The sequence below is a fragment of the Bradyrhizobium sp. 35 genome, assembly GCF_023073215.1.
Lineage (GTDB): Bacteria > Pseudomonadota > Alphaproteobacteria > Rhizobiales > Xanthobacteraceae > Bradyrhizobium > Bradyrhizobium canariense_D.
On sequence record NZ_JADPJC010000017.1, the window covers coordinates 247,696 to 260,207 of the forward strand.

8 protein-coding genes are annotated in these 12,512 nt (G+C 63.9%); 7 read left to right on the forward strand and 1 reads right to left on the reverse strand.

What is annotated here, in order from left to right:
* Positions 1-12: 12 nt before the first annotated feature.
* The 4 genes from fsrB to mdoH all read left to right on the forward strand — a co-directional run bounded on the left by fsrB (position 13) and on the right by mdoH (position 6,091).
* Complete coding sequence (gene fsrB, locus IVB36_RS03535; RefSeq protein ID WP_247390664.1) at positions 13-1,305, forward strand: siderophore utilization protein FsrB; 1,293 nt, start codon at positions 13-15, stop codon at positions 1,303-1,305.
* Positions 1,306-1,388: 83 nt separating this feature from the next.
* On the forward strand, positions 1,389-2,216 hold the full coding sequence (locus IVB36_RS03540) for a hypothetical protein (RefSeq protein ID WP_085349810.1): 828 nt from the start codon (positions 1,389-1,391) through the stop codon (positions 2,214-2,216).
* Between the two features lie 234 nt (positions 2,217-2,450).
* Positions 2,451-3,959: a glucan biosynthesis protein G gene (locus IVB36_RS03545; RefSeq protein ID WP_247371160.1), complete on the forward strand. Its 1,509-nt coding sequence runs from the start codon at positions 2,451-2,453 to the stop codon at positions 3,957-3,959.
* Positions 3,947-6,091: a glucans biosynthesis glucosyltransferase MdoH gene (gene mdoH, locus IVB36_RS03550; RefSeq protein WP_247390666.1), complete on the forward strand. Its 2,145-nt coding sequence runs from the start codon at positions 3,947-3,949 to the stop codon at positions 6,089-6,091. Before IVB36_RS03545 ends, mdoH begins: the two co-directional genes overlap by 13 nt.
* A gap of 83 nt (positions 6,092-6,174) precedes the next feature.
* Here the strand turns inward: mdoH and IVB36_RS03555 are convergent, their stop codons facing one another.
* Positions 6,175-7,371 (reverse strand): Xaa-Pro peptidase family protein, encoded by a 1,197-nt coding sequence (locus IVB36_RS03555; protein ID WP_247390668.1) that lies wholly within the window; start codon positions 7,369-7,371, stop codon positions 6,175-6,177.
* A 456-nt stretch (positions 7,372-7,827) separates the two neighbouring features.
* Here IVB36_RS03555 and IVB36_RS03560 point away from each other — a divergent pair, with 456 nt between their 5' ends.
* The 3 genes from IVB36_RS03560 to IVB36_RS03570 are packed head-to-tail and all read left to right on the forward strand — an operon-like array spanning position 7,828 to position 12,425.
* Positions 7,828-8,847, forward strand: a complete 1,020-nt coding sequence (locus IVB36_RS03560) for a TRAP transporter substrate-binding protein (protein ID WP_018457847.1) — start codon at positions 7,828-7,830, stop codon at positions 8,845-8,847.
* A 15-nt stretch (positions 8,848-8,862) separates the two neighbouring features.
* Positions 8,863-10,752, forward strand: a complete 1,890-nt coding sequence (locus IVB36_RS03565; RefSeq protein ID WP_247296759.1) for a TRAP transporter large permease subunit — start codon at positions 8,863-8,865, stop codon at positions 10,750-10,752.
* 23 nt (positions 10,753-10,775) lie between these two features.
* On the forward strand, positions 10,776-12,425 hold the full coding sequence (locus tag IVB36_RS03570) for an acyl-CoA synthetase (protein ID WP_247338009.1): 1,650 nt from the start codon (positions 10,776-10,778) through the stop codon (positions 12,423-12,425).
* The last annotated feature ends 87 nt before the right edge of the window (positions 12,426-12,512 follow it).

The window sequence follows — 12,512 nt, forward strand, 5'->3', positions numbered from 1 at the left end:
TGAGAGAAGACGATGAGAGCGATATTCGGCAAGCTGCATCGCTGGGCGGGACTGCTCACGGCCGGATTCCTGTTCTTCTCCGGCATCACCGGGGCGATCATCTCCTGGGATCACGAGATCGACGAGGTCCTGAACAGCCATCTGTTCGACGTCAGCAGCAAGGGCCCGGCGATTCCCTCGATCGATCTCGCGAAGATGATCGAGCAGCGTGATCCCCGTGCGCGCGTTGTCTACCTGTTCATGACGCCGGAGAAGGGCCACTCGCTGTGGTTCTTCGTCATGCCGCGGATTGATCCCGCGACCGGCAAGCGCTACGCGCTCGACTACAATCAGATCTTCCTCGATCCCAACACCGGCGCGGAGCTCGGCCGGCGCTATTGGGGCGCGGTGTGGCCGGTGACGCGCGAAAACTTCGTCTCGTTCCTGTACAAGCTGCACTACACCATGCACATCCCGGAATTCTGGGGCAGCGACCGCTGGGGCATGCGCCTGCTCGGCGTGATCGCCATCATCTGGACCATCGATTGCTTCGTCGGCTTCTACCTGACGCTGCCCTCGCGCCGGCGCGCCCGGGCGGCGCGGGCACCACAGGTCACGCGCCAGCTCGAACGCGGCTTCTGGGCGCGCTGGGCGCCGGCGTGGACCATCAAGACGTCGGGCAGCGCCTACCGGATCAATGTCGACATCCACCGCGCTTTCAGCCTGTGGACCTGGGGCGTGCTCTTCATCATCGCCTTCACGGCGTTCTCGCTGAACCTCTATTTCGAGGTGTTCTCGCCGCTGATGAAAATGGTGTCGAACTACACGCCGACGCCCTATGAGCAGCGGCCGTATCGCGATCTCGACGACCCCATCGAGCCCAAGGTCAGCTTCGCCGACATCGCCGCGCGCGCGGCGGTCGACGGCAAGGGGCGAGGGTGGACCATCCCGGTCGGCTCGGTCAATTACGGCCCGGCCCACGGCGTCTATGCCGCGGCCTTCTTCCACCCCGGCGACGATCACGGCGCCGGCGGCGTCGGCCCGGCGCAGCTCTATTACGACAGCGAGGACGGTCGTCCGATCGGCGAACGGCTGCCCTGGGTCGGCACCGCCGCCGACATCTTCGTACAGGCGCAATTCCCGCTGCATTCGGGCCGCATCGTCGGGCTGTTCGGCCGCATTCTGATCTCGGTCATGGGGCTGGTGGTGGCGGCGCTCTCGGTCACCGGAATCGTGATCTGGTGGCGCAAGCGCCGCGCCCGTGTCCGCGTGCGGGCGACGGCTGCGATGCGCCCAAGCCGGCAGCAACTGACGCCGGCGGAGTAGGGCGTTCGTCCGGCGCGGATGAACCTTACGGCCCGGCACCGGCACAAAGACTGGAGATCACTCCCCGCCTTTCCGGAAATCGCATGAGATCGCTTGCCTTGCTCTGCCTGCTCGTCTTTGCTACGCCCGCCGATGCGGCCACGCCCGAGCAGCATTATCTCGACCTGCGCGATCGCTACATCGCAAAGTTCTCGAAAGCTGCGGAAAACGACGAGACCTATAAGCAGCACGATGCGGCGCTCAACGAGTTGACGGGCGTCCTGCGCAGCCTGGTGGGTCCCGTCGCGATCAAGGGACTGCCGGCCGACGGCAAGACGAATGCGGACACGCTCTTCAAGGGCGACTCCGGCTTTGGCCATCTCGACGGGCTCGGCTTCGCCTCCGAAGGCGACAAGATGCAAGCGGTGGCGACCACGACCGGCTTGCTCAGGCACTGGCTTCGCGAGCACCGCGAGGACGGCATGCCGCAGGAGATCGGCGCGGCGTTCAAATCGGACCGCTTCTACTATCAGGCGATCCAGGACTCCGCCTTCGCCAAATATGCCGAGCTGCCGATCACGAAGCCCGCGGGAGCGAGCGCTGCGGTCGCCGTACTGGGCGTGCGCGGCAATGGCGATTTGAAGGGACCGCCGCATGAAATCGACGTCGTCGCGATCCAGGGCGACAAGGTCTTCTTTCTCGCCGCAAGCGACGCGGTGAAGACGGCTGAGATCCCGGCCTGCGAAAAGGTCTGGAAGCAGATGATGGCCAAACCCATCGACAAGAAAGACCCCCGCGGCGACATCACCCGCGAAGACAACGCGATGACCGCGTACACGGCGTGCTTCGCCAAGGAGGCACCAAGCCAGAGCTGGTATGCGACGGCGGTCAAGAAAGCGCAGAGCCAGCTGGAGTTGCTGCTCGTGCGCTAGAGCGATCATCCAGTTACCTTCGGGGCTACAACGTTGCGCGCCGCCCTGGCTCAAGAATGCGCAATCGGAAATTGCAGCTTGTCCTGCAGGCGCAACCAAGGCCAAGCAGCGCGAAATCGCCCAAGCCCGCTCGACGAGGTCGTCGGCCACACTCCGCCCGGATTCGGCGACGTCCGTGGAACTCGGTCGCGACGAGGGGGTTGCACTGCGGTTGGAACCGAACGGGTAGCACAGTTGAATCGCCGGCAATTCCTGGAAGCCTCGGCATTGACGCCATTGGCGACATTACTACCTGGCGCAGTCTCTGCGGCATCGGCGGCGGAGTTGCCGTTTGGTCCCTCTTATGTCCGCGACCTTGCCCGCAATTTGGCGAGTAAGCCCTTTGCGCCACCAGAGGAAAAGGTCCCGGACGCGCTCAAGGATCTCACCTACGATCAGTACCGGTCAATTCGCTTTCTGCCGGAGCGCGCGGCTTGGCGCAGCGAGAAGCTGCCCTTCGAGGTCCAGTTTTTCCACCGCGGCTTTTTCTATAAGAACAGGGTCGACATTTACGAGGTCGCCGGCGGACGAGCCGTACCGATCAGGTACCGGCGCGACGATTTTGCATTCGGCGACAATATCGGCCAGGTACCGGAGGCCGATCTCGGGTTTGCCGGGTTTCGCATTCACGCCCCGATCAATCGCCCCGACTATTACGACGAGGTTTGCGCGTTTCTCGGCGCCAGCTACTTCCGTGCCGTTGCCAAAGGCGAGACCTATGGCCTGTCCGCGCGCGGTCTGTCGATCGATACCGGCGAGAGCAAGGGGGAGGAATTTCCCTTCTTCAAGGCGTTCTGGCTGGAGAAGCCCGCGCCGGGTGCCACATCTGTGGTGGTCCATGCGCTGCTTGACAGCAAGAGCGCTACGGCAAGCTATCGCTTCACGATCAGGCCGGGCGCTCCGACGGTCTTCGACGTGGAGATGTCGCTCTATCCGCGGATCGAGCTGCAGCATGCCGGCCTGGCGCCCATGACAAGCATGTTCTTTTTCGGTCCGAACGACCGACACGATGTCGACGATTTCCGCCCTGCCGTGCACGACTCCGATGGGCTCGCCGTGTTCAACGGAAAGGGCGAGCAACTCTGGCGTCCTCTCAACAATCCGCGCGATCTGCAAGCCAGCACATTCAATGATCTCAATCCTCGCGGCTTCGGCCTGATGCAGCGGGAACGAAACTTCTTTGCCTACGAGGACATCGAATCGCGCTTTGAGCGTCGCCCAAGCCTCTGGGTCGAACCGATCGGAGATTGGGGAGAGGGCAGTGTGGTCCTCTTTGAGATCCCGACCAAGGAGGAAGTTCACGACAACATCGCCGCCTTCTGGCGCCCGAAAACAGCTCTCCAGGCCAAGAGCGAAAACAACTACACCTACCGTCTGCACTGGGGTCCGGACGCGCCGAAGCCCAATTCCCTGGCCCGGTTCACCCGCACAGGCGTTGGCGCGCGGGGCGACGACAGCAAATTGTTCGTGCTCGAACTCGTCGGCGACGGACTGAAGGCGGTCGATCCCAACAAGGTAAGGGGTGCCGTCAGCGCCGACAAATCCGAGATCAAGAACGTCGTCACACAGCCAAACCCGGAAACCGGCGGCTGGCGCCTGAGTTTCCAGTGCGCCGTGAAGGACGCGCCGGTCGAGTTGAGGGCGATCTTGATGCAGGGCGAACAGCCGATCTCTGAAGTCTGGGTTTACCGATGGGCGCCCTGACGACCTCGCCCGCGCTCTCGCTTGAGCTTGGCATTCGGTATCTTCCCGACGAAACGCCTCTCCCCATGCAGCCTTGCCGATTGGACCGGACTAACCGTGCCGATCCGGGGCGACTGCGGACCGCCCCTGCCGTTGCAGCGCGACGCCTGTTCATTCTTGGCGGAACGGTCGCGATTACCGCTGCGGGCGCTGTTGAGATGTACGATGTTCTCAAGGTTGGTGGCGTCACGGTCCTCGAAGGCATGGTGTTCGGGCTGTTTCTCGTGCTGCTCGCCTGGATCGCGTTTTCGTTCGTGTCTTCAGTCGCCGGTTTTTTTGTGCTCCTGCGGGGGCGACCGGATGTGCTGCCAATTGACAGCCAGGGTCCGCTGCCCACGATCACCGGCCGAACGGCGATGCTGTTGCCGACCTATAACGAGGATCAGCACCATCTCATGGCGCGACTCCGCGCCATGTACGAGTCGGTCGGCGAAACCGGACAGGACCCGTTGTTCGACTGGTTTCTGCTCAGTGACACGACAGATCCGGACATCTGGATTGCCGAGGAGCTTGCGTTTCTGGAACTGCAGCGCAACTGCGGTTCGGGCCATCTCTACTATCGTCACCGATCCGACAACACCGCCCGAAAGTCCGGCAACATCGCCGAATGGGTGAGGCGGTTCGGTGGCGCCTACGACTACATGATCATTCTCGACGCGGACAGTCTGATGAGCGGAGAGACCATCGTGCGGCTGGCGGGCGCGATGGAATCGAACTCGCAAGCCGCGCTGATTCAAACGCTTCCGATCGTCGTCAATGCGCGAACCCTGATTAGCCGGCTTCAGCAGTTCTCGGGTCGTTTGTACGGCCCGCTGATCGCGGCCGGGAACACCTGGTGGCACGCCTCAGAGGGCAACTACTGGGGACATAACGCCATCATCCGGGTGCAGGCTTTTGCGCAAGAGGCGGGCCTGCCCGAGTTGCGCGGGAGGAAGCCTTTCGGCGGCCATATCCTCAGCCACGATTTTGTCGAAGCCGCACTAATGCGACGAGCGGGATGGGGAATTTTCATGGCTCCAGGTCTCGGCGGGAGTTTCGAGGAGGTGCCCCCGTCGCTTCTGGATTTCGCGGCGCGCGACCGCCGCTGGTGTCAGGGCAATCTCCAGCATCTTGCCGTTCTACCGGCTCGAGGCCTGCACTGGGTCTCCAGGCTTCACCTGTTGACCGGGATCGGATCCTACCTCACCGCGCCGCTGTGGCTGCTGTTTCTATTGCTCGGAATCCTGACCTCCTTGCAGGCCTATTTCGTCAAGCCGGAGTACTTTCCCAAGGGCTTCTCGTTGTTTCCAACGTGGCCCGCACAGGATCCCGTGCTCGCCGCCTGGGTCTTTGCCGCGACAATGGGGCTGCTCATCGTGCCCAAATTGCTGGCCTACCTCGTTTTGCTCACCAAGCGTGCGGAACGGCAGGCATTCGGCGGCGGATTTCGCGTGCTGCTGGCGGTGGTCGCCGAGAGCCTGCTTGCCGCCTTGATCGCCCCCTCCATGATGATCTTTCAATCCACCGCCGTGGCGGAGATCCTGCTGGGCCGTGACGCGGGCTGGCAAGTGCAACGGCGAAGCGATGGCAGGATCACGCGCGACGAAGTCTATCGCAAGTTCACGGTGCCGACCCTATGCGGTCTGGCCATGGCGGCAAGCGCCTACGCCGTGTCGCTTCCGCTGCTGCTCTGGATGTCACCGGTGATCATCGGCCTGGTTTGCGCCATTCCGATCGGTCTCGTCACCTCGACGGCACCGCGAATGGCGCGCCTGTTTGCAACCCCGGAGGACAATCGCGTGCCGGCGCTGCTGCAGAGGGCGAGAGAGCTTGCCAGCCTGGATCGAATCGAGCCACACGGGGCCCTGATCGAACTTAGACAGAATCCCGCGTTGCTGGGACCGCACATGCAGTCCCTCGAAACGCCGCCGCGCAAATCGGGCCAAATCGACATAGATCTCGCGATCGGCCGGGCCAAGATTGAGCAGAGCGACGATTTCGAGGAAGTCGTCAGCAGCCTCAGCGCACGCGAGACGCTTGCCGTGCTGAAGCACCCACACGCCCTCGAGCAGGTCATGCGCATGCCGCGAGCTACCGCTTCCGCGGAAGTCTAGGTCATGGCGGTGTAGGACAGGGGTTGACGACCCGGCTGGGCTTGGGCCGAGAGCGAGATGTCTGCTGTGCGCGCGGTCCCAGCCTACAGCGAACTGCCACCCAAATTCCAGCCGCGACCACCCTCGCCAAAGATCTCGTAACCCGTCGCCGTCACCGCAACCGTGTCCTCGAGCTTGATGAACCCGCGCTTCGGATGCTTCATCGTGGTCTCGATCGACACCACCATGCCAGTTTCGAGCGGCAGCCGCGCATCCGTGTCGTCGTAGGGGATCGGACCTTTGGCCGTCAGGCGAGGGGCCTCGTGGCTGACGAGGCCCATGCCGTGGGCCAAAAACTCCGTGCAGTCGCGCTGGGTGATCTTCGCGAGCTGCCGCTCGGCCGCGACGTAGATGTCGCCGCCCATGGCGCCCGGCCTGACCGCCGCGAAGGCGGCGCGCTGGACCGCCTCGATCTCGGCCAGACAGTCCTTCAGCTCGGCATCGGGATCGCCGAGCACGGCCATGCGCGCGAGGTCGCCGATATAGCCGTGATAATTGCCGCCGGAATCGAGCGACAGCACGTCACCTTGCTCCCAGCGCTGCGCCGAGGGCGCCCGGTTGTGGCTGTTGCCGCAGGCGAGCAAGCAGTATTCGAAGGTCAGCCCGCGATTGGCTTCGGCGAGCCGCAAGGCGACCGACAATTGCTGCTTGGTCGTGCCCGGCCCGTGCCCGGCGATCACCGCCAGCATCGAGGCGATCACCAGTTCGGACGCCGTCTTGAGCTTCGCAAGCTCGTCCGCCGACTTCACCGCCCGCAGCCGCTCCAACACCAGCAGCGCGTCCTTGAGCTCGGCGCCGAGCAGGGCATCACTGAGCGCCCGGCCCGCATCCATCGGCAGGAACGCCATCTCGACCCCGACCCGCTTCAGGGGCACGCCCGCATCGCGGATCAGGCTGACAGCCCGTGTGACGGCATCAACCGAGCCGTTGGACTCGGTCCGGAGCTGCGCCACCCATGGCGGCGCCACGGCGCGCTGATGGGTTTCCAGACGGTGGCCGACATAAACTGCCTTGTTGGGTGCGCCCTTGGGATAGACCAGCACCGGCAGATAGCGGCTGACGCCGAGCGCATCCATGTAGTCGAAAAAGATCGCGCGCTCGGCACCCAGCAGGTACTGCACATTGTGCTTGGAGGTCGCGACCACGACGTCGAGGCCGGCGGCCTCCATCAGGCGGTCGAGCTTGGCGGCGTCGAATGGAATGGCGCGCGAGCGGTCTGCGCGGGCGACGTTCTCCTGCATGACGAACCTCCCAATGCTGCCGTGGCGACAACCGCTGCGTCGGTTTGCCCGGGGATTTGTTGGCACAAGTTTGATCCGAAAGAGGGGTTCTGGGTAGCTGCGGAATGATCTGGCCTGACCTGCACAGCCATATCTACGATTCGCATAAGGTATATTATGGAATATCATTATATCAAATCAGATCAGTTATTTAGCTGGAATTCCTCTCATCGCACCTTCGTTCCCGGTCCTTTTCCAGGCTGGCCGTCGGACGTGGTCCCGACTTTTGACGGCTACTGTGCATGGGGTTGTTTTTCGGTTTTTGAATCGGACCGATGCCGCCGAAAGCCGATATTGCCGTGAGGATGTCCGGCTGCAATAAGCGAGGCTTCGCGAGATCGCAGATGACCTTCTGACCTTCCGTCCGTATAGGTTTGCATCTCAGAACAACAACAAACTTTCCGAGGAAGCAGACCCATGAGCTTTTCCCGCCGCACGCTTCTCAAGGCCTCCGCCGCGACCGCGGTCCTGGGCGGCCTCAGTGCGCCCCATGTGGCCCGCGCCCAGAGCGCCGAGTTCACCTACAAATACGCCAATAACCTGCCGGACACGCATCCGCTGAACGTGCGCGCCAAGGAGATGGCCGCGGCGATCAAGGCCGAGACAGGCGGCAAGTTCGACCTCCAGATCTTCCCGAACAACCAGCTCGGGTCTGACACCGACATGCTGAGCCAGATCCGGTCCGGCGGCGTCGAGTTCTTCACGCTGTCGGGGCTGATCCTGTCGACCCTGGTACCGGCGGCGTCCATCAACGGCATCGGCTTCGCGTTCCCGGACTACGGCACGGTCTGGAAGGCGATGGACGGCGATCTCGGCGCCTTTGTCCGCGGCGAGATCAAGAAGGCCGGGCTCGAAGTCATGGACAAGATTTGGGACAACGGCTTCCGCCAGACCACGTCGTCGAGCAAGCCGATCACCCATCCGGACGATCTCAAGGGCTTCAAGATCCGCGTGCCGGTGTCGCCGCTATGGACCTCAATGTTCAAGGCATTCGATGCGGCGCCCGCCTCGATCAATTTCGCCGAGGTCTATTCCGCGCTGCAGACCAGGATCGTCGAGGGCCAGGAGAACCCGCTGGCGATCATCTCGACCGCCAAGCTCTACGAGGTGCAGAAATACTGCTCGCTGACCAACCACATGTGGGACGGCTTCTGGTTCCTGGCCAATCGCAAGGCGTGGAGCAGCCTGCCCGAGGATGTGCGCACCATCGTCGCCAAGAACATCAATGCCGCAGCGCTCAAGGAGCGTGAGGATACCGCCAAGCTCAATGCCAACCTCCAGCAGGAGCTCGCGGGCAAGGGCCTGACCTTCAATCAGCCCGCGGTCGCGCCATTCCGCGACAAGCTGCGGTCCGCCGGCTTCTATGCCGAGTGGAAGGGCAAATATGGCGACCAGGCCTGGGACCTGCTGGAAAAAGCCGTCGGCAAGCTGTCGTAACGCGTTGGGGCCGTCATGGCTCATCTTGAGGTCGAAGTGAGCGGAGTGGCGGGCGAGGCGGCTGTTCGGTCCCCTCGCCGGCCTTCCTTGCTGGCCTCGACGGAGCGCGCACTCGGTCTCCTCGTCGAAATTCCGGCGGCGATCCTAGTCGTCGCCGAGATCGCAATCCTGTTTGCCGGCGTGGTCGCGCGCTACGGCCTGCACCGGCCGCTGATCTGGTCGGACGAGCTGGCCTCGATCCTGTTCCTGTGGCTCGCCATGCTGGGCGCGGCGGTGGCGTTCCGCCGTTCCGAGCACATGCGCATGACCGCGGTCGTCGCCAGCACCAGGCCGGCCACGCGGGCCTGGCTCGATCTGGTCGCGACCTGCGCGGCGCTGGCCTTCCTGGCGCTGATCGTCTGGCCGTCCTGGGACTACGCCTACGAGGAAAGCTTCATCACCACGCCGGCGCTGCAGATCTCCAATATGTGGCGCGCCGCGGCATTGCCGGCCGGCATCTGCCTGATGGCGGCGTTCGCGCTGTTGCGGCTGCTGCGCGCAGTCGATTACCGCATGGTGCTGACGGCCGCGGTCGCCGTTGCCGTCGTCGTCGGCTTGTTCTGGCTGGCGCAGCCATATCTGCGGCCGCTCGGCAATCTCAACCTCGTCATCTTCTTCGTCGGCGTCGCCGGCTTCTGCGTCTTTGCCGGCGTTCCCATCGCGTTCGGCTTCGGGCTCGCGATCTTCGGCTATCTGGCACTGACCACGCGCACGCCGGTCATGGTACTGGTCGGGCGGATGGACGAGGGCATGAGCCACCTCATTTTGCTCTCGGTGCCGCTGTTCGTATTTTTGGGGCTCCTGATTGAAATGACCGGCATGGCACGGGCCATGGTGGCGTTCCTGGCCAGCCTGCTCGGCCATGTCCGCGGTGGGCTGCATTACGTGCTTGTCGGCGCGATGTACCTGGTCTCCGGCATCTCAGGTGCCAAGGCCGCGGACATGGCCGCGGTCGCGCCCGTGCTGTTCCCGGAGATGAAACAGCGCGGCGCCAAGCCCGGCGATCTCGTCGCGCTTCTTGCGGCCACCGGCGCGCAGACCGAAACCATTCCGCCGAGTCTCGTGCTGATCACGATCGGATCGGTCACCGGCGTCTCGATCGCCGCGCTGTTCACCGGCGGCCTGTTGCCCGGCGTGGTGCTGGCCATAACGCTGTGCATGCTGGTGTGGTGGCGCTATCGCCACGAGGACATGAGCCATGTCCGCCGCGCCACAGGCGGCGAGATCGGCAAGACCTTCGTCATCGCCCTGCCCGCGCTCGCGCTGCCCTTCGTGATCCGCTACGCCGTGGTCGAAGGCATCGCCACCGCCACCGAAGTGTCCACGATCGGCATCGTCTATGGCGCCCTGGTCGGCCTCCTCGTCTACCGCCGCTTCGACTGGCGGCGGCTGTTTCCGATGCTGGTCGAAACCGCGGCGCTGTCGGGCGCGATCCTGCTGATCATCGGCACGGCGACCGGCATGGCCTGGGGCCTGACGCAATCAGGCTTCTCGCGGGCGCTGGCATCCGCCATGACCGGATTGCCGGGCGGCGCGGCGACCTTCATCGCCGTCTCGATCCTGGCCTTCACCATCCTCGGCAGCGTGCTGGAGGGCATCCCGGCGATCGTGCTGTTCGGGCCGCTGTTGTTTCCGATTGCGCGCGCCGTCGGCGTCCACGAGGTGCACTATGCCATGGTCATCATTCTCGCCATGGGTATCGGGCTATTCGCCCCGCCCTTCGGGGTCGGTTATTATGCCGCCTGCGCCATCGGACGCGTCGATCCGGCCGAAGGCATCAGGCCGATCTGGGGCTATCTGCTGGCGCTGCTGGTAGGATTGATCGTGGTCGCCGTCTTTCCGTGGATCTCCATCGGATTCCTGTAGGCCGGCGCGTAAGGGAGGTGTCGATGAGCGAGCGGCAGAACCAGTACAATATCGGCCTCGACAAGACGCCCGCCAACTACGTGCCGCTGAGCCCGTTGAGCTTTCTCACACGCAGCGCCGCGGTCTATCCCGATCACGTCAGCACGGTCTACGAGGGGCGCAGCTTCACCTGGCGCGAGACGCATGAGCGTTGCAAGCGCTTTGCTTCGTACCTTGCCGGCAAGGGCATCGGCGTCGGCGACACCGTCGCGGCGATGCTGCCGAACATTCCGGCGATGAACGAGGTGCATTTCGCCGTCCCCATGACGGGTGCGGTGCTCAATGCGCTGAACATCCGGCTGGATGCACCTTCGATCGCATTTCAGCTCGACCATGGCGGCGCCAGGATCATTCTGGTCGACCCCGAATTTTCCGGCGTGATCACCGATGCGCTGTCACAGATGAGTGGCCCAAAACCGTTCGTGATCGACGTCGACGACGCCGCCTTCAAAGGCGGCGGGCGCATCGGCGAGATCGAGTACGAGGCCGCGCTCGCGCAAGGCGATCCTGACTTCGCGGCGATCCTGCCGGGCGATGAATGGGATGCGATCGCGCTGAGCTACACCTCGGGCACCACGGGAAATCCCAAGGGGGTCGTCACCCATCACCGCGGCGCCTATCTGAACGCCGTCAGCAATATTCTCGCGGGCCAACTCGGCCAGCATCCGGTGTACCTCTGGACGCTGCCGATGTTCCACTGCAACGGCTGGTGCTTCCCCTGGACCATCGCAGCCGCCGCCGGCATCAACGTCTGCCTGCGCAAGGTCGAGCCGACGAAAATCTTCGAGCTGATCAAGCAGCACGGCGTCACCCATATGTGCGGCGCGCCGATCGTCTACAACACGCTGATCAACGCGCCCGATGCACCGAAGGGCGATGCCGCGCGCCGCGTCGTCGGCCTGATCGCCGGTGCCGCGCCGCCGGTCGCGGTGCTCGAGGGCGCCGAGAGCATCGGCATCAAGCTGACGCACGTCTATGGCCTGACCGAGGTCTACGGCCCCGCTTCCGTCTGCGCCGAGCAGCCTGGCTGGGATGATCTGCCCGCAGCCGAGCGCGCCAGCCTGAAGCGGCGGCAGGGCGTGCCCTACCCGCTCGAGGAAGCCGTCACCGTCATCGATCCGCAGACCATGAGGCAAGTACCGCGCGACGGCGAGACCATCGGCGAGGTCATGTTCCGCGGCAACATCGTGATGAAGGGCTACCTCAAGAACGACAAGGCGACGCAGGAAGCCTTCGAGGGCGGCTGGTTTCACACCGGCGATCTCGGCGTGCTCGACGCGCACGGTTACGTCATCATCAAGGATCGCTCCAAGGACATCATCATCTCCGGCGGCGAGAACATTTCCTCCGTCGAGGTCGAGGACATCCTCTACAAGCACCCCGCCGTGCTGTTTGCCGCCGTGGTCGCAAAGCCCGATCCGAAATGGGGCGAAGTGCCCTGCGCCTTCGTCGAGCTGAAGGACGGCGCAAGCGCGAGCGAAGCCGATATCATCGCCTTCTGCCGCTCGCATATGAGCGGCTTCAAGACGCCGAAGGCCGTGGTGTTCGGGCCCATCCCGAAAACGTCGACGGGAAAGATCCAGAAATTCCTGCTGCGCAACGAAGCGGGATCGGCGAAGGCAATCTCGAGCTGAGAGCCGCTTGTCTCGACCTCCGCGGCGGTTGGGTGTCGCCGCGAAGTCGTTGCGCAGTTTCGACTAGTCGGATTCGCCGGGCCCCCT